An 18545-nucleotide genomic window follows, 5' to 3' on the forward strand; every position below is an offset into this window, starting at 1 on the left:
GAATGGAGACTCCCATGGACGTGCGCGCCGCTGTGGCCATCGAAGCCGGCAAACCCCTGGTCATCGAGACCGTCCAGCTGGAGGGACCCAAATCCGGCGAGGTCCTGGTCGAGATCAAGGCGACCGGCCTCTGCCATACCGACTATTTCACCCTGTCGGGCGCCGATCCGGAAGGATTGTTCCCGGCCATCCTCGGCCATGAAGGTGCGGGCATCGTCGTCGATGTGGGACCCAATGTGACCAGCCTGAAGAAGGGCGATCATGTCATTCCGCTCTACACGCCGGAATGCCGCCAATGCGAATACTGCCTCAGCCAGAAGACCAATCTGTGCCAGGCGATCCGCACGACGCAGGGCCAGGGATTGATGCCGGACGGCACCAGCCGGTTCTCCATGGGCGGCAAGAAGATGCACCATTACATGGGCACCTCGACCTTCGCCAATTTCACCGTGGTGCCGGAAATTGCACTCGCGAAAATCCGTGAGGACGCGCCCTTCGACAAGGTCTGCTATATCGGCTGCGGTGTGACGACCGGTATCGGCGCCGTCATCAACACGGCCCGCGTCGAACCCGGCGCCAATGTCGTGGTGTTCGGGCTGGGCGGCATCGGCCTCAACGTCATCCAGGGCGCCCGCATGGCCGGCGCCAACATGATCATCGGCGTCGACATCAACCCCGCGAGGAAGGCCATCGCCGAGAAATTCGGCATGACCCATTTCGTCAACCCCAAGGAAGTCGAGGGCGACCTCGTCCCCTATCTGGTCAACCTCACCAAGGGTGGCGCCGATTACAGCTTCGAATGCATCGGCAACGTGACCCTCATGCGCCAGGCGCTGGAATGCTGCCACAAGGGCTGGGGCGTCTCGGTCATCATCGGTGTCGCCGGTGCCGGCCAGGAAATCTCCACGCGCCCGTTCCAGCTGGTGACCGGCCGTGTCTGGAAGGGCACGGCGTTTGGTGGCGCACGCGGCCGCACCGATGTGCCCAAGATCGTCGACTGGTATATGGACGGCAAGATCAACATCGACGACCTCATCACCCACACCATGCCCTTGCAGGACATCAACAAGGGCTTCGATTTGATGAAGGCCGGCACCTCGATCCGCGGCGTGGTGCTGTACTGATGAGCGTTGTGACCGAGCTCTCGCGCCAGCGCTGCTTCGGCGGCTGGCAGCTATACCTCCGCCACGACAGCAGCGAGATCGGCTTGGCCGCGAAATTCTCGGTCTATCTGCCGCCCGCTGCCGAGAAAGGCCCGGTCCCGGCGCTGACCTATCTCGCCGGCCTCACCTGCACCGAAGACACGTTCATGATCAAGGCCGGCGCCCAGCGCCTGGCGTCGGAACTGGGATTGATGCTGGTGGCACCCGACACCTCCCCGCGCGGCACGGATTTCCCCGGCCAGGCCGACAATTGGGATTTTGGTGTCGGCGCCGGATTCTATGTCGATGCGACCGAAGCGCCGTGGAAACAGAACTGGCGCATGTATTCATATGTGACCAGGGAATTGCCCGCACTCATCGCCGCCAACTACCCGGTCGATGTGGCAAGGCGCGGTATCTTCGGCCATTCCATGGGCGGCCATGGCGCGCTGGTCTGCGGCCTGCGCAATCCTGATCTTTATCGCTCGGTCTCGGCCTTCGCGCCGATTTCGAATCCCATGAACTGCCCCTGGGGCGAGAAGGCCTTCACCGGCTATCTGGGCACCGACCGCAGCACATGGTCGGCCTATGACGCGAGCGTATTGATGGCTGCGAAGGCACACCCGGCGCATATCCTGGTCGACCAGGGCGAGGCGGACCAGTTCCTGGCCGAGCAACTGCATCCCCACGCACTGGAGGCGGCCGCCAAGGTCTCAGGCCAGAAGCTGCATCTGCGCCGCCACGAAGGCTACGATCACGGCTATTATTTCATCCAGACCTTCATGGAAGATCACCTGCGCCATCATGCGCGGGTGTTGGGTTAGAACCGTCAGTTCCGCCCCCCTCCTACCTCCCCCCTGAAGGTGGGAGGTTCTAGAGCGAGGTGGTCGGAGCAAAGTCAGGTGGAAAGCCCTCCCACCTTTAGGGGGGAGGGTTGGGTGGGGGGCCCCCAGCGCCTACTCCTCCACCATCCGCTCCACCGCGTCCATCTCGGCATCGGAATAGCCGAAATGATGGCCGATCTCATGCACCACGAGATGGCGGATCAGCGTCTCCAGCGGCACATCCTCCTCCGCCCACCAATCCAGGATGGCGCGGCGATAGAGGAAGACGATGTCGAGCCCTGTGGGATCGTCATGGCCGCGGTCGGTGAGCGGCACGCCGCGATAGAGGCCGGCAAGCTCGAACGGGTCGGCGATGCCCATCTCATCCAGCGTCTCGACATCGGCGAACTCCTCGACGCGGAGCGCCACATTGCTGCAGCGGATGAGGAACTCGGCCGGCAGGGATTGAAGCACCCGGCGGCCCATTTCCTCGATCTCGCCGGCACTGGGCGGCGCGCCGAAGAAACGCAGCGGATCGGTCGCCTCTGATGGGTCGGACATGGTGGGCTCCTGCGGTGTGGGTGGATTAGACCCCGGCCGTGGCGCCCGGCGCAAGCTCAGCCGAACAGGTCGGACTTTACGGCGAGATAGGCGATGGAAAGGACCATGAGCGATTGCGCGAGCAGGCTCAGGGTCAGGAATAGCGGCTTGGTCATCTCGGTCGTGCCCCCGCGCGTTACGCATTGCCGCCGGCCAGCGCCAGGACCATGACGAAGACCGAGAGCAAAGTGAGGCGGGCACTGATGGTAACCAGACTGTCGAACACGGCGGTAATCCCCTGATGGCAAATAGCGGGTTAAGGTTGATGGAAACGACTTGCCCTCAATCTGGCGAAGATCGCGCTTTCGCGCAGTGATCCCGGTCACCAGATCCCCGAAGGGCAGCAATCGTCCGGCACCCCCGTTGAATGCCTGGGCGAGATGGCGGCTTCGAGCCGGAAATGTGGCAAAATCAGGGGCTTCTGGCGGTGGTGGTGGGGCACCCTGGAAGGCGATGGGCCGTTTAACCGGGCGCCTTTGTGACGCCGGTCACCGCTGGATCCTTGCTAAACCAGCGCCGGCCTGACGATGAGATCGATCACCGAGGCGATCTTCAAGCCGTCCTTCAAGCGCTCCTGGTCGAAATCGAGCAGGCGCTTCACCTCGACCTCCGGCCCCGGCGCGCGGCCCTTGGCGATGTCGGCAAGCTGCTGCGCCAGCATCAGGCGCAGCGCCATGTCATGGGCATCGGTGATGCGCAGCAGGTCGTCGCGCTGACGCGGCCGGCCTTCCGCGCCGCCTCCCAGCGCAATTCGGTCTCCAGCGCCGTGCTGCCCAGGCTTAAGCTGAGGACCCGGGCGCCCGACACGATCGGCAGCAGGGCGCCGCGTTTCAGGTTGAGGCGCCCGCCCTTGGTCTTCATGCCGCCGAAGAGGCCGATCTGTGCTTCGAACTTGCCGATCGAGGCGGCAAGGCGCTTGAGGAACATCGGCTGGCGGCCAAGCTCCGCCGCCAGCTTGCGCAGCTCGGCTGCCAGCGCCAGATCGCCATAGGCCGGGCGGAAATCGAAGAAGATGTCGGCGTTGAGCAGCGCCACTTCATCATCGCTCGCGACCCACAGGCCGATGCGCTTGCGCCAGCCGGCAAGGTTGTGGCGGCATTCGCGGTTGCTGGCCATCACGTCGCCACGGCAGAAGGGGATGCCGATCTCATCCAGGATGGCCGAACAATGCCGGCCGAATTTCTCGAACCAGGGATAATCATCCACCGCTCCGTCATGCACCAGGGCATGGTCCTGGTCGGCGGCGAGCAGGCTCTCGCCCCGGCCGGCCGAACCCAGCACCAGGAAGCACCAGCCGGCCGGTGCCGGACCGTCACTGGCCAGCATCAGACCTTCGGCCAAGGCACCCACCCGCGCATAGACATCGCGCAGCACGGCGGCCAAGGCACCTGCGATCTGGCGCGGCGGCACACCTTCGGCCATCAAGGCCGTGGCAAGGCGCGGCAGGGCCGACACCACATCCTTCAGGCTCTGCGCATCCGGCGCTTCTTCCGCATCGGCCGACAGCAGCAGCGCATCGTCGGCCCGCAGCTTCAACAGCGCGCTCATGCTGACGACACCCAAGGCCGCGCCGCTTGCCGGATCGGCCACGATAAGGTGCCGCGTGTTATGGCGGCGCAGATCGGTCAGCGCCTCGAAGATGAAGGCACCGGGCGGCAAGCTCGCCACCTCGCGCGACATCACCGCGCCGATCGGTTGCGACAAGGTCTCCGGCTTCGCCGCGTGATGGGCAAGGTCGCGGTCGGTGATGAGGCCCACGGCGCGGCCGCCCGCATCGAGGATGGCCAGCGCGCCCACGCGCTTTGCCACCATCATGGCGGCCGCGGCGGTCAGCGGCGCGGCGGCGTCGATGGCGATGACCGGGCTGCGCATCACCTCGGCCAGGCGGTGGCGATAGGCGAAGGCGTCGATGCGCTGGACGATTTCCGGGGTCATGGCCAGCGCTGCTCCCCTACCAGTGCCAGCGGCGCGGATGCTGCAGGATCGCCGCCCGCTCGAAGGCCAAGGCCTCGCCCAGGGTCGAGATGCCATGCTCGATCAGCAGCGGCACCAGCTTCAGGAACAGGCGCCCGGTGGCTTCCGCATCGCCCCGCGCGGTATGTCGGCCGATGACCTCGATGTCGAAGGCGGCGCAGCAGGGGGTGAGGTCGCGGTGCCGCTCGCCCGGATGGAGTGCTGCGTAAAGGAGGGCCGTATCGAGGGCCACCGGCGGCTGCAGTTTTCCGCCCAGGCGCCGCACCTCGCGCCCCAAGATGGCGAGGTCGAAATAGATCTGGTGGCCGATGATCAATCCATCCTGCAGATGCCGGTGCAGTTCCGGCCAATGCTGCTGGAAATCGCCCACCCCAGCCACCATGTCGTCCACGATGCCGTGAAAGGCGGTGGAGGCCGCCGGGATCGGCCGCCTTGGATCGATCAGCCGGTCGAAAAGGGGTGCGTCCGTCAGGTTGCCTTGTGCGAGGCGATAGCCAGCCGCCGAGATGATGCGGTCGCTCCGGACATTGAGGCCGGTCGTTTCCGTGTCGAGCACCAGGGCGGTGAGCGCCAAGAGCGGCGTGCTGGGCGCCGGCGGCAGGCCGCAATGGAGCGGCTGGCTGGGCCGCCGCAGGCTGCGCCAGAGCCTTGCCCCCGCCGACCGCAAGGTCGGGCGCGCAAGCGGTGGCGCCAGAAATGACCCGCGATCCACCGCCAATATCTTCACTCCCGCTGCCTGAGGCCTCGCCCCGAGCTTACGGCACCCGGCACAAAGCTGGCCATCGCGAAGTGAGCCTGTTCCCTGCGACACCACGATGCGGGTCGGGCTGGAACCGATCCTGGCGGCCGGGAAGCGCCGATCCGGGAAGCCGCGCCGCCCCGGCAACCTTGCCGAATGCGGGTTTCGCCTTGCCGCGACCGGCGCCTAGGCGGAATCACCGTCGCCGGCCCGCCGCGTCGCCAGGCCCTTCTGCAATTCCTGGACGACGCTCACCAGCCGCTCTATCTCGCGGGCGCGCAGCAGGTCGATCTTCTGGTGCAGCAGCTCGATCTCCAGCTCGGCCTTGAGGTTGACCTCATAATCGTTGCGCTGGGTCTGCCGGTCGATTTCCGCTTGCCGGTTCTGGCTCATGAGCAGGATGGGGGCGGTATAGGCCGCCTGGAACGACAGCATGAGGTTGAGGAGAATGAATGGATAGGGGTCCCAGGCACTGGTCCAGGCAAAGATGTTGAGGATCAGCCAGACCACCAGCAGCACCGACTGGATGATGATGAAGCGCCACGACCCCACCACCCCGGCGATGCGGTCGGCGGTGCGCTGGCCCAATGTCGGCGATGGCACGTCGCGCGGCATCCGGTCCGCGCGCGCCTTCCTGAGATCGCGCAGCAGCGCCTGGTCTTCCAGCGACAGCGCCGTGATCTCGTCAAACAGCGCCGCGACGGTCCGCGCCTCGGCCGCGGCCTCGCGCACTGGATCGGTCAGCGTGTCGTCGGATTTCGCCATGATCTTTCCCGTCCCCCTCGATAGCAGAATCCGTCGATCGCAGAATCGACCGTCCGGGCATTATCGCTGCAGAGTACGGTCGGGTGGGGGAAAATCTGGCGCGCGGAAATGCGCGACATGCCTACCAAGCAACGGTTCCCGGCCTTGATGGCGCGGGCCTCAGGCCTGAAACGCCGGATCCTTGGCGATTTCGCCCACCAGCCAGTCGCGGAAATGCTGCATCCGCGGCTCCTTCACGCGTTCCTCGAGGCAGGCCAGGTACCAGCTGGCGCCGTGGCGGGTCTCGATCGCCGGGAACGGCTTCACCAGGCGGCCGCTCTTCAGATCCGTCGCCACCATGAATTCCGGCACCACGGCCACACCCTGGCCCTCGACGGCGGCCTCGATGGCCAGCAGATAGGAATCGAATTTGGGCGCCGCCCGGCCTTTCAGGCTGGGGAGACCGGCTGCCTCCAGCCAATCATGCCAATCCTCGGCGGCGGTATAGACCTGCAGCATGGCGTGGTTGACGAGTTCGGCCGGTTGCCGCAGCCCGAGCCCCGCCTGCATCACGGAGGGCGCGCAGACCGCGACCAGCCTGGCGTCGAAGAGATGCGTGTAATGGATGCCGGGACCCTGGGGCTTCCTGGTGCAGATGAGGCCGAGATCGCCGGTGGTCGGGTCGAACTCCCAATCCAACTGGCTGGTCGAGAGGCGCACCAGGATATCGGGGTGGCTCGCCTGGAACTGGTGGAGGCGCGGCAGCAGCCAGCGCACCGCCACGGTCACATAGACCTGGACCACGAGATCGCCGGAGATGCGCACGCGGTCGACGAGGCCCACCCCCTGCGCCAGGCGGTCGAACCCGTCGCGCAGATATGGATAAAGCTGCGCCCCGGCCTCGGTCAGCTCCACCCGGCGGGCGGCACGCCGGAAGAGCGAGGTGCCGAGCCGCTCCTCCAGCCCCGCCACCTGGTGGCTGATGGCGGATTGGGTGAGGCTCAGCTCCTCGGCCGCGACCCGGAATGACAAATGCCGCGCCGCCGCCTCGAAGGCTTGCAGGGATTTCAAGGATGGAAGATTTCGTTTCGCCATGAAGCTAGATTTATCGCATTTTTGCAGTGCGATCCATGAAAATTATTCATGAACTGCTGAAGAAGGGTCGCTTGCCGGAAAGGGACCCCGGCGCGAATATCCGCGACATGCGGGCGGAGATCGCCCGATCAAGAATTTAGCCAGAGATTCAGCGGGAGAAAACCTATGTCAGCGACAGTGCTCGATACCAGCGTGCGGCGCGGCGGCCGCGAGGCGCGGCGTGCGGCGCGCGCAGCGCCCTTGCCGGAAAATGACCGGCCGGTGCGCCCGGGTCTCGAAGGCGGGCGCTACAAGCCGCTCTCCGATGCCGATGTGCTGAAGATCCACAATGCGGCGTTGGATGTGCTGGAGCAGATCGGCATGGCCGATGCCATCCCCAGCGGCATCGAGGTCATGACCAAGGCCGGCGCGATCATGAACGATAACGGCCGCCTCACCTTTCCGCGCGCCCTGGTCGAGGAGACGCTGGCCAAGGCCGCGCGGCGCTTCCCGCTTTACGCCCAGGACCCCCGCTACGATCTCGAGCCCTGGGGCAAGAAGGTCTATTTCGGCACGGCGGGTGCGGCCGTCCATATGATCGATCCGATGACCGGCGATTACCGCGACACGACGACGCGCGATTGCTATGACATCTCGCGCGTGGTGGATACGCTGGATCACATCCATTTCTACCAGCGCTCGGTCGTCTGCCGCGAACTGCCCGATCCTTTCGAGATGGATTTCAACACCTGCTATGCCTCGGTTTCCGGCACCACCAAGCATGTGGGGTCGAGCTGGGTCGACCCGAAGCATCTGGAAGCCAGTTTCGAGATGCTGCACATGATCGCAGGTGGCGAGGACAAGTGGCGCGAGCGGCCCTTCGTCAGCCAATCGAATTGCTTCGTCGTCCCGCCGCTGAAATTCGCGCAGGATGCCTGCAAATGCCTGGAGCTCGCGGTGCGCGGCGGCATGCCGGTGCTCCTCCTTTCGGCGGGGCAGGCGGGCGCCACGGCGCCGGCGGCCCTTGCCAGCGCCATCGTGCAGGAAGTGGCGGAATGCTTGGCCGGCCTTGTCTATGTGAACGCGATCAAGCCGGGGGCGCCGGCCATCTTCGGCACCTGGTGCTTCGTCTCGGATCTCAGGACCGGCGCCATGTCGGGCGGCTCGCCGGAACAGGCGCTGCTGTCGGCGGCCTCCGCGCAGATGGCGCAGTTCTATGACCTCACCGGCGGCACCGCCTCGGGCATGACCGATTCGAAGACACCGGATGCGCAGGCGGGCTACGAGAAGGCCTATAACCACGCCCTGGTCGGCAATGCCGGCGCCAACATGATCTACGAATCAGCCGGCATGCATGCGAGCCTCTTGGGCTTCTGCCTGGAAAGCCTGCTCATCGACAACGACATCATCGGGGCGACACAACGCACCATCAAGGGCATCGATGTCTCGGATGAAAGCCTGTCGCTGGAGACCATCCGCAAGGTGTGTCTCGAAGGTCCTGGCCATTACCTGGGGTCGGAGCAGACCTTGCAACTGATGCAGACCGAATATGTCTATCCGATGATCGGCGACCGTTCGAACCCCAAGGAATGGGTCGAGCAGGGCAGGCCCAATTCGGTCGACCGCGCCAGCAAGAAGCTGAAGCAGATCATGAACAATCACTTCCCGGCGCATATCCCGGAACATGTCGACGACGCCATCCGCGCGAAGTTTCCCGTGCGGCTGGACCGGGCGCATATGCGCAAGGGGTAGTGGCTGGGTGAGGGCCTTCAGTTGCACCCCCTCACCCTGACCCTCTCCCGCGAGGGGAGAGGGAATGTGTTTCACATGGCAGGAATTATACTGTCGGTCTAATGATTGGAGCCATCTTGGCACTGAGCCCCTCTCCCCTCGCGGGAGAGGCGTTGGGGTGAGGGGGTGGTGCAGAAGTAACGGTAAGGTTGGGGGAACCAAATGACTGAACATGCCCGTGTCGTCATCATCGGCGGCGGTGTCGTGGGGACAAGTGCGCTTTACCATCTCGCCAAACTCGGCTGGACCGATTGCCTGCTCATCGAGCGCGACGAGCTTTCCTCCGGCTCGACCTGGCATGCGGCGGGCAATGTGCCGACCTTCTCGGGCTCCTGGAACATCATGAAGATGCAGGCCTATTCCGCGAAGCTCTACCGGACGCTGGGGCAGGAAGTCGACTACCCGATGAACTACCACGTCACCGGCTCGATCCGGTTGGCGCATACCAAGTCGCGCATGGAGGAATTCGCCCATGCCTGTGCCATGGCGAAGGCGCAGGGGCTGGATTACGCGATGCTCACCCCCGCCGAGATCAAGGACAAGTATCCGATCATGGAGCTTGATGATCTGGTGGGTGGCTTGTGGGATGCCCATGACGGCGATATCGATCCCTCGCAGTTGACCCAGGCCCTCGCCAAGGGCGCCAAGGATATGGGCGCCAAGGTGCAGCGCTTCAACGCCGTGACGGCGATCAAACAATTGCCGAGCGGCGAATGGGAGATCACCACCAAGAACGGCACGAAGATCACGGCGGAGAAGGTGATCAATGCCGCCGGCTACCGTGCTGGCGAAGTGGCGGCCATGGTCGGCCAGTATCTCCCCATCATCGCCATGCAGCACCAATACCTCATCACCGAGATGATTCCGGAACTGGCGGCCAGATCAGAGAAGCTGCCGCTGGTGCGCGATCCCGACGTCTCCTATTACCTGCGCCAGGAGCGCGACGGGCTCATCCTCGGCCCCTATGAGTGGAACTGCAAAGCCGATTGGCATGACGGCATCCCCGAGGAGTTCGCCTTCCAGCTCTGGCCCGACGATCTCGACCGGCTGGAGAGCTATATCGAACAGGCGGTGGCGCGTGTGCCGGTGCTGGGCCAGGTCGGCGTGCAGAAGGTCATCAACGGCCCCATCCCCTATTCGCCGGACGGCAATCCCTATATCGGGCCGCAGCATGGCCTGACCAATTTCTACAATTGCAACACGTTCAGCTTCGGCATCTGCCAGGGCGGCGGTGCGGGCAAGACGATTGCCGAATATATCGTGCACGGCGAACCGGAATGGGACCTCTGGGGCCTCGATCATCGCCGCTACACGGTGTTCGCCGACCAGAAATATGTGACCGACAAGGCGATCGAGCTTTATCAGAACGAATATGCGATCGGCTTCCCGAATGAAGAACGCCCCGCCGGAAGGCCGCGGTTGAAGACGCCCTTGTTCGAAAAACTGACCGCCAAGGGTGCGGTCATGGGTGCGCGCGGCGGCTGGGAACGCGCCGCCTATTTCCCGCGTAATCCGGAAGAGGCGAAGACAAAACTCTCCTTCCACCGCGCGGAGCAGGCCTGGTTCGAGCCGGTGCGTGGCGAGTGCGATGCCGTCACGAACCGCGTCGGCATCATGGATCTCGGCGGCTTCTCGAAATTCATCGTGGAGGGGCCGGGCGCCGAGGCATGGCTGGATTATCTGGTCTGCGGCGCCTTGCCGAAATCCAACCGGGTGACGCTAGCCTATACGCTGACGCCCAAGGGCTCGATCCTCTCCGAATTCACCATGACGCGTCTCGCCGCCGACAAATTCTACCTGATGTCGGCGGGCTCGGGCCTGTGGCATGACATGGATTGGCTGACGCAGCATCTGCCCAATGATGGCTCGGTGAAGCTGACCGAGATGAGCCAATCGGCGTCGTCGCTGGTGCTGGCGGGGCCGCGCTCGCGCGATCTCCTGAAGAAGATCACGGAGGCCGATCTCTCCAACAACGCCTTCCCCTGGCCGAGCTGCCAGGTGATCGAAGTGGCCGGCCGCAAGGTGACGGCTTTGCGCGTCAACTATGTCGGTGAACTCGGCTGGGAACTCCATGTGCCGATGGGTGACCTCGTCCATGTCTATGACGCGATCACCGAGGCCGGCAAGGAATTCGGGATCAGTGATTTCGGCATGTATGCGATGGATTGCCTGCGGCTCGAAAAAGGCTACCGCTCCTGGAAGCAGGACATCACCCATGAATACACGCCCTTTGACGCCGGGCTCGAGCGTTTCGTGAAGCTCGAGAAGGGCGATTTCATCGGCCGCGACGCGCTGCGTGCGCGCCATGCGGCGGGCGAGAAGGAACGCTTCGTGCCGCTCATCGTCGAGGGCAATACCGCCGATGCGCCGACCTGCTCGATCGTCTTCAAGGATGGCAAGAAGGTCGGCATCGTCGGTTCCGGCGGCTGGGGCTTCCGCATCGGCAAGAGCATCGCTCTTTCCTATGTGCGGCTGGACCTCGCGGAAGTCGGGACCAAGCTCGAGGTCGAGATTCTGGGGACCCGCTTCCCCGCGGTCGTGGCCGAGGAGCCGATCTTCGATCCGAAGAACGAGCGGTTGAAGGCGTGAGATGGGCAAGAGTCTTCAGTCGCCCCCCCTCACCCTGACCCTCTCCCGCCCGCCGACGAATGTCGGCATTCGCCGACTGGGGGAGAGGGAATGAGATTCGCCGTGCAACAGCCTTTCTGTCGCTACTGGATACTGCCACCTTCGCACCAAGCCCCTCTCCCCTCGCGGGAGAGGGGTTGGAGTGAGGGGGTAACCGCTCGATACCCCTCATCGAAATCACCTATTTGCCCGCTGCCCGCATCCTCGACATAATCCGCCCGCAACCCAACCAGACGAAGAACCATACCCATGTCCCTGCCCACAGAAGCCCGCGTCGTCATCATCGGTGGCGGCATCCTAGGTTGTTCGATCGCCTATCATCTGGGCAAGCTCGGCTGGGGCAAGGATACGGTGCTGCTGGAGCGCAAGAAGCTCACTTCCGGCACCACCTGGCATGCGGCGGGGCTGGTACGCGCCTCGCTCTATAGCGAGAGCCTGACCAAGCTCGCCAAGTACACGACCGAGCTTTACCAGACGCTGGAGAAGGAAACCGAGCAGGCGACCGGATTCGTGCAGCCGGGCTCGCTGTCGGTCGCAACGTCCGAGGCGCGTTGGGAGGAATTCCGCCGTGGTGCCGATATGCTGCAGAGCTTCGAGGTCGAATGCATCGAGCTCGACCGCGCCGGCGTCCAGGAAAAATGGCCACTGCTCAACACCGACGATGTCATCGGCGGCATCTTTTACCCGAAGGACGGCAAGTGCAACCCGGCCGACACCACCATGGCGCTGGCGCGCGGCGCCCGCATGCAGGGTGCCAAAATCTTCGAGGACACCAAGGTCGAGGAAGTGCTGGTCGAGAATGGCCGCGTCACCGGTGTCCGCACCCCGGACGGCATCATCAAGGCGCAATATGTGGTGTGCGCCGCCGGCATGTGGTCGCGCGAGATCGGGCAGAAGCTTGGCGTCAACATCCCGCTCCATGCCTGCGAACATTTCTACATCGTGACCGAGCCGATGGAGGGCATGACACCGGACCTCCCCGTCATGCGCGACATGGATGCCTGCGCCTATTACAAGGAAGATGCGGGCAAGCTGCTGCTGGGCGCCTTTGAGCCCAAGGCCAAGCCATGGGGCATGAACGGCATCCGCGAAGACTTTGCCTTCGACGAATTGCCGGAGGATTTTGATCATTTCGCGCCGATCCTGGAAGGCGCCATGCACCGGGTGCCGAGCCTGCAGAAGGTCGGCATCCGCAAGTTCTTCAACGGGCCGGAAAGCTTCACGGCCGACCAGCGCTACATCCTGGGGCCGGCGCCGGAATTGAAGAACTTCTTCGTCGCGGCCGGTTTCAATTCGATCGGCATCCAATCGGGCGGTGGCGCCGGCATGGCGCTGGCCCATTGGATCGTCGAGGGCGAGGCGCCGCTCGATCTTTGGGACGTCGACATCCGCCGCCTGCAGCCGCATATGAGCCGGAAGAGCTTCCTGGTCCCGCGCGTCTCGGAAGCGCTGGGGCTTCTCTATGCGATGCATTGGCCGTACCGCCAGTTCGAAAGCTCGCGCAACATCCGCCAGACGGCTTTCTATGAAGACTGGAAGTCGCTCGGCGCCTGCTTCGGTGAAGTGGCCGGCTGGGAACGGCCCAACTGGTATGCGCCCAAGGGTGTGAAGCCCGAATATGAATACTCCTACGGCCGCCAGAACTGGTTCCCCTATGCCGCAGCCGATGTGAAGGCGACGCGCGAGGGTGTCGCCCTCTACGATCTCTCGACCTTCGCCAAATTCCTGGTGGTGGGGAAACATGCCGAGACGCTGCTGCAGCGCGTCTCCTGCGCCGATATCGCTCAGCCGGGCAAGGCCGTCTACACGCAATGGCTCAACGAGAAGGGCGGCATCGAAGCCGACCTCACCATCTTCCGCATCACCGACACGAAGTTCATGGTGGTGACGGCGGCGGCGACCTCGACCCGCGACTGGCACTATCTGAAGGACCGTCTCCAGGCTGGTGAGGATGTCGAGCTGGTCGACATGACGACGTCTTACGCAACGCTGGGCGTCATGGGGCCGAAGAGCCGCGAGCTGCTGTCACGCCTGACAGACGCCGACCTCACCAATGCGGGCTTCCCCTTTGGTGCCACCAAGCATATCGAAATCGGTAATGCCAAGGTGCGGGCGACGCGCATCTCCTATGTCGGCGAGCTGGGCTGGGAGCTTTACATCCCCACCGAGTTTGCGCGCGGCGTGTTGCACGCCGTGCTCGAAGCCGGTGCCGATCTCGGCGTGCGGCCTGCGGGCATGCATGCGATGGATGCCTGCCGCATCGAGAAGGCCTATCGCCATTGGGGCCACGATATCGGCATCAAGGACACCATCCTGGAAGCGGGCCTCGGCTTCACCTGTGCCTTCGACAAGAAGGGCGGCTTCATCGGCCGCGATGCCGTGCTGCGCCAGAAGGAAGGCAAGCTCGGCCGTCGCATGGTGCAGTTCAAGATGCAGGACCCGGCCCTGCTGCTCTATCACAACGAGCCGATCTACCGGAACGGCGCGCTGGTGGGCCTCGTCACCTCGGCCAATTACGGGCACCATCTGGGTGGCGCCATCGGCATGGGCTATGTCCATAACAAGGACGGTGTCGATGCGGCGTTCATCACTGAGGGCAAGTTCGAGATCGGCGTGGCGCTCAAGCGCTATCCGGCTACGGCCAGCCTCACACCGATGTACGACCCGAAATCGGCGCGGATGCGGGTTTAGGTCGCGGCGCCGCGTTCTATCCCAATACCCGCTTCACCAGCGGAATCGTGATGGCCTTGCGCTCGGCCAATGCCGCGTGGTCCAGGCGGTCGGCCACGTCCGCGGCCGCGGCAAAGCTGCGTTCGATGTGGCGCAGCAGATAGTCGATGACGTCCGGCGCCACGTTGATCTGGCGGTCGGTGAAATGCTTCACCAGCACCGCCGCCAGCAGCGCGTCATCCGGCGGCGCCACCTCGACCGTGGGCAATGCCTTCAGGCGCGAGGCAAGGTCGGGAAGCCGCACATCCCAGCGCGCCGGTGCGTCGCGGCTCAGGACCAGCAGCGCGCCGCCATCATTCTTCACGCGGTTGAGGAGGTGGAAGAAAGCGGTCTCGTCCAGCGCCGGTTCGTCGAGAATGAGAATGGGCGGTGTGGGGAGATCGGGCAGCGTCGTCGGCGCATCCAGAAACAGCGCGGCGGCGCCCACCTTCTCCTGCCACACATGGCCGAGATGCGTCTTGCCGCAACCGGCCGGTCCATGGACGCTCAGCGCCGGTCCCGGCCAGTTCGGCCAGGAATCGATCAGCGCAAGGGCCGCCTCGTTGCTGGCTGCGGTCACGAAATCGGCCGCCCCCATGGCGGGCGGCGCCTTGAGGTCGAAAGGCAATTGGCGATTGGTCATGGCTCGTTCGCGGTACCGGCGACAACTTTCGCAGATGCCACATCTTCCGGCACCATCACCTGGTCATGGCCGTGATAGAGCGGGCTCATCAGATAGCGGCCGATACCGAAGCGCACCAGCACGCCGATCGCGGCCGCGACCGGCACCGCCAGCAGCAGGCCCACAAAACCGAACAGCGCGCCGCCGGCAAGTAGTGCAAAGATGATCCAGACCGGGTGCAGCCCGACCCGGTCGCCGACCAGCTTGGGGGTCAGGAAGTTGCCCTCGACCACCTGCCCCACCACGAACACGGCGGCCACCGCCGCCGGCCCATGCCAGGTGTCGAAGGAGGCAAGCGCGATGGCCATCGAGATGACGAGGCCGGAGAGGCAACCGACATAGGGGATGAAGGTAAGCAGCCCCGCGATCATGCCGATGATGAGGCCGAAGGGCAGGCCGACGATCATCAGGGCCACGGCATAGAACACGCCCAGCACCAGGCAGACCGTGGCCTGGCCGCGGATGAAGCCGGCAAGCGTCGTATCGATGGCGCGTCCCTGTTCGCGGATCGTCTCGGCATGGTCGCGCGGCAGCAGATTGTCGAGCCGTGCCGTGATGATGTCCCAGTCGCGCAGCAGATAGAAGGTCACCACCGGCGTGATGAACAGCAGCGACAGGAGGTTGGCCAGCGCCGCCCCGCCCGAGACGACACCCTGCAGGGCCTGCGTCACGAAGCCGAACACGGTGCCGAGGCGGTTGCGCAGCAAGGGCCCCAGATCATCCACCGCCGGCAGATCGAATCGCACCCGCAGGCTTTCATATAGCGGCAGCAGGCGCTGATGCGCGCGCTCGACCAGTTCCGGCAGGCTGGTGATGAAGGCGCTCGTCTGGTCGATCAGCAGCGGCACCACCAGCAGGAAGCCCAGCACCACGATCAGCACGAAGGCGATGGTGACCAGCGTGGTGGCAAGGATGCGCGAACAGCCCCATTTTCTCCAGCCGGTCGCAGACCGGATCGAGGAAATAGGCAACCCCCATGCCGGCCACGAAAGGCAGCAGCACGGTCCGGAGCAGATAGACCAGGATCAGGAAGACGATGAGGGCGGCGAGATAACTCGGCCAGCGCCGCATGCGCGGTGCCACCACCTCATCCACCTCGATCTTGATGTCGCGATTCTCGGTCATGGTACTCGTTTAAGAACGGCCCTCTTAAGACCCTCTCCCCTCGCGGGAGAGGGTAGGGTGAGGGGGTCTATCATTCAGTCTCGTCGTTCCATCCCCCTCACCCCAACCCCTCTCCCGCAAGGGGAGAGGGGCTAAGGGAAGAGGCAAGCTCCTCACGGCGTCGGCGTTGCGGTGCTGCTGGCCCCAAGCGTCAAGGTCGCCATGCCTTCGCCGCTCGGCACCATCATGAGATCGGCCTGGGAGAGCGCCCGGATGAACTGCGCCTCGTCGCCGGCATAGGAGATTTCCAGTTCCGCCCCGTCCTTGGCCAATTGCTTGAGGTTGACGCCCTTGACCAGGCTGACCTGACCCAGACGCCGCTTGATCGCCACCCATTGCTCGATCCCGGCCAGGGGCACATGCACCGACAACTGCGCGCGCTTGTTGGGGTCGACCAGATTGGCGCTCTTCCACGCCCCTTCCAGCATCGCCTGCACGGTCGCCACACCCTGCGCCATCAGCCCGTCGGGATCGGCGGCGTCGCCACTCAGCGTCTCCTGGAAACGTTCGGTCCCGTCGATGCCGTAGCGGGCGACGTCGAGCGCCAGGCTGCGCCTGCCATCGGCGCCGGCCGGGCCCATGCGCGCTTCCGCCACCACCACGTCGCCGGCCTGGTAGCGCTCGCCCATGAAGTCGAGCTTGGGTTCGTTGCCGCCCAGGGCCTCGGTGGCCGAGAGCGTGTTCTGGTCGTCAAGATCGCCGCGCGGCACCACGATCGGCACCAGCGCATTGCTGGGTGGGCGCGTCGTCCAGGCAGCCAGCCATTGATTGGTGGGTCCCCACAGGCCGGTATTGCCGGTCTCGTCGGTAAAGACGGGAATGAGCAGCATCTGCTTCGACCGCGTCTCGGCGAAGGCGACACCCTCCGCGCCCAGGAACTCCTGGATGGGGGCCGCCTGGAAGCGCACCGTATAGCGGCCGATATAATGCGTCGCCGCCATCTTCTCTTCTTCGATCTCGACATCGGCGACCCAGCCACCGATGACATCGTCGCCGGGCAGGACGAGGCCGGCCACCTGGTCGGCCGGGGCGATCTCCGCCAGGATTTTCTTCAACGCCTCGCGCTGCGCCATCAAGACCGCCTGGTCGCGCAGGGTGGCGGCATCGCCGGTCACGTCCACGGGCACGCCGCTGGCGACATAAACGCTCTGCGCCACGGCCGGTACGGGCAGGGAAAGACCTGCCAGCAACAGCGCGAAAGCCACAATCCTGTGAAACCTGCCAGGCAGGAGAGCGCCTGGGGAGAAGCCCTTTGGGGCCATTGCAAACCACCCTGAAATGCGTATTGTCCGGACCGAGCTTATAGCAAATCTGTGTCCAAGGAAGCCAGAAGCGGCGTAAAAACACCCCGCATCGGCGACCGCGACGCCAACAAGAATAAGGACTTAAGTAATTACCATGGGCAATGGCATCACCTATCGCGATGCCGGGGTCGATATCGATGCCGGCAATGCCCTGGTCGAGGCGATCAAACCATTGGCAAAAGCCACGGCGCGCGCCGGGGCCGATGCGGGTCTGGGCGGATTCGGCGCCTTCTTCGATCCCAGGCGCGCCGGCTTCCGCGACCCCATCCTGGTCGCCACCACCGACGGCGTCGGCACCAAGCTGAAGATCGCGATCGAAGCCGGGCGGCACGGCACGATCGGCATCGACCTTGTCGCCATGTGCGTCAACGACCTCGTCGTCCAGGGCGCCGAGCCCCTGTTCTTCCTCGACTACTTTGCGACCGGCAAGCTCGACGTGGCGACCGCGACCGCGATCATCGCCGGCATCGCCGACGGCTGCAAACAGGCCGGCTGTGCGCTCATCGGCGGCGAGACCGCGGAAATGCCCGGCATGTATGCCAAGGGCGATTACGACCTCGCCGGTTTCTCGGTAGGTGCCGTGGAGCGCGAAGCCGCCATCACCGGCCTCAACGTCGCCGATGGCGATATCGTTCTGGGGTTGGGTTCGTCGGGGGTGCATTCCAACGGCTATTCCCTGGTGCGCAAGATCGTCGAGAAGAGCGGCCTCGGCTACGATGCCGAAGCGCCCTTTGCCAAGGGCCAGACCCTGGGCGCGGCCCTGCTCACGCCGACCAGGATCTATGTCCGCTCATGCCTTGCCGCGATCCGCGCCGAGAGCTCGAAGCTGGGTGGCGTCAAAGCCGTGGCCCACATCACCGGCGGCGGCCTCCTCGAAAACATCCCGCGCGTGCTGCCCAAGGATCTCGCCTGCAGCATCGACGCCTCGACCTGGACCCTGCCGCCGGTCTTTGCCTGGTTGCGGAAAGTGGCCGGCACGGATGCGCAGGAAATGGCGCGCACCTTCAATTGCGGCATCGGCATGATTCTGGTGGTGGCGCGCGACGACGCGGCGCACATCGCCAAGACCCTGCGCGATGCCGGCGAAACGGTGAACGAGATCGGCCGCATCGGTCCGCGCGCGGCCGGCGCCCCCGGCTGCGAGGTCCGCAACACCGGTCACTGGTAAGT

14 protein-coding genes and 1 pseudogene are annotated in these 18545 nt (G+C 64.6%); 6 read left to right on the forward strand and 9 right to left on the reverse strand.

Features of this window, described 5'->3' with window-relative positions; genetic code table 11:
• Positions 1-14 precede the first annotated feature (14 nt).
• Complete coding sequence (locus tag IPK59_12070; GenBank protein ID MBK8159459.1) at positions 15-1124, forward strand: S-(hydroxymethyl)glutathione dehydrogenase/class III alcohol dehydrogenase; 1110 nt, start codon at positions 15-17, stop codon at positions 1122-1124.
• Positions 1124-1966: an S-formylglutathione hydrolase gene (gene fghA, locus IPK59_12075; protein MBK8159460.1), complete on the forward strand. Its 843-nt coding sequence runs from the start codon at positions 1124-1126 to the stop codon at positions 1964-1966. Before IPK59_12070 ends, fghA begins: the two co-directional genes overlap by 1 nt.
• A gap of 132 nt (positions 1967-2098) precedes the next feature.
• Here fghA and IPK59_12080 read toward each other — a convergent pair whose 3' ends face one another.
• The 6 genes from IPK59_12080 to IPK59_12105 all read right to left on the reverse strand — a co-directional run bounded on the left by IPK59_12080 (position 2099) and on the right by IPK59_12105 (position 7094).
• Positions 2099-2527, reverse strand: coding sequence for a metallopeptidase family protein (locus IPK59_12080; protein MBK8159461.1), 429 nt, complete (start codon positions 2525-2527; stop codon positions 2099-2101).
• Between the two features lie 544 nt (positions 2528-3071).
• Complete coding sequence (locus tag IPK59_12085) at positions 3072-3242, reverse strand: hypothetical protein (GenBank protein ID MBK8159462.1); 171 nt, start codon at positions 3240-3242, stop codon at positions 3072-3074.
• Positions 3227-4501 (reverse strand): CBS domain-containing protein, encoded by a 1275-nt coding sequence (locus tag IPK59_12090; GenBank protein MBK8159463.1) that lies wholly within the window; start codon positions 4499-4501, stop codon positions 3227-3229. Before IPK59_12090 ends, IPK59_12085 begins: the two co-directional genes overlap by 16 nt.
• Positions 4502-4517: 16 nt before the next feature.
• The gene (locus IPK59_12095; GenBank protein ID MBK8159464.1) at positions 4518-5252 is read right to left on the reverse strand and encodes a 3'-5' exonuclease; all 735 of its coding nucleotides are present in this window, start codon (positions 5250-5252) and stop codon (positions 4518-4520) included.
• 213 nt (positions 5253-5465) lie between these two features.
• Entirely contained in the window at positions 5466-6044 is a 579-nt protein-coding gene (locus IPK59_12100; protein ID MBK8159465.1) for a DUF1003 domain-containing protein, read from the reverse strand.
• 159 nt (positions 6045-6203) lie between these two features.
• The gene (locus IPK59_12105; protein MBK8159466.1) at positions 6204-7094 is read right to left on the reverse strand and encodes a LysR family transcriptional regulator; all 891 of its coding nucleotides are present in this window, start codon (positions 7092-7094) and stop codon (positions 6204-6206) included.
• A 189-nt stretch (positions 7095-7283) separates the two neighbouring features.
• Between IPK59_12105 and IPK59_12110 the strand changes: the two genes are divergently transcribed.
• The 3 genes from IPK59_12110 (at position 7284) to IPK59_12120 (ending at position 14207) form a co-directional block, all read left to right on the forward strand.
• On the forward strand, positions 7284-8849 hold the full coding sequence (locus IPK59_12110) for a trimethylamine methyltransferase family protein (GenBank protein MBK8159467.1): 1566 nt from the start codon (positions 7284-7286) through the stop codon (positions 8847-8849).
• A 201-nt stretch (positions 8850-9050) separates the two neighbouring features.
• The gene (locus IPK59_12115; GenBank protein MBK8159468.1) at positions 9051-11477 is read left to right on the forward strand and encodes an FAD-dependent oxidoreductase; all 2427 of its coding nucleotides are present in this window, start codon (positions 9051-9053) and stop codon (positions 11475-11477) included.
• A gap of 288 nt (positions 11478-11765) precedes the next feature.
• On the forward strand, positions 11766-14207 hold the full coding sequence (locus tag IPK59_12120) for an FAD-dependent oxidoreductase (protein ID MBK8159469.1): 2442 nt from the start codon (positions 11766-11768) through the stop codon (positions 14205-14207).
• A 16-nt stretch (positions 14208-14223) separates the two neighbouring features.
• Here IPK59_12120 and IPK59_12125 read toward each other — a convergent pair whose 3' ends face one another.
• The 3 genes and pseudogenes from IPK59_12125 to IPK59_12135 form a co-directional block, all read right to left on the reverse strand.
• Positions 14224-14868, reverse strand: a complete 645-nt coding sequence (locus IPK59_12125) for a DNA replication protein (GenBank protein ID MBK8159470.1) — start codon at positions 14866-14868, stop codon at positions 14224-14226.
• A pseudogene (locus IPK59_12130) lies at positions 14865-15978 on the reverse strand (AI-2E family transporter). The gene IPK59_12125 and the pseudogene IPK59_12130 overlap by 4 nt, the downstream one beginning before the upstream one ends.
• 206 nt (positions 15979-16184) lie before the next feature.
• Entirely contained in the window at positions 16185-17276 is a 1092-nt protein-coding gene (locus IPK59_12135; protein ID MBK8159471.1) for a DUF2066 domain-containing protein, read from the reverse strand.
• A gap of 193 nt (positions 17277-17469) precedes the next feature.
• Between IPK59_12135 and IPK59_12140 the strand changes: the two genes are divergently transcribed.
• Positions 17470-18543, forward strand: coding sequence for a phosphoribosylformylglycinamidine cyclo-ligase (locus IPK59_12140; protein MBK8159472.1), 1074 nt, complete (start codon positions 17470-17472; stop codon positions 18541-18543).
• Positions 18544-18545 lie beyond the last annotated feature (2 nt).

It is taken from the genome of Rhodospirillaceae bacterium (assembly GCA_016712715.1).
Taxonomy (GTDB): Bacteria; Pseudomonadota; Alphaproteobacteria; order Dongiales; family Dongiaceae; genus Dongia.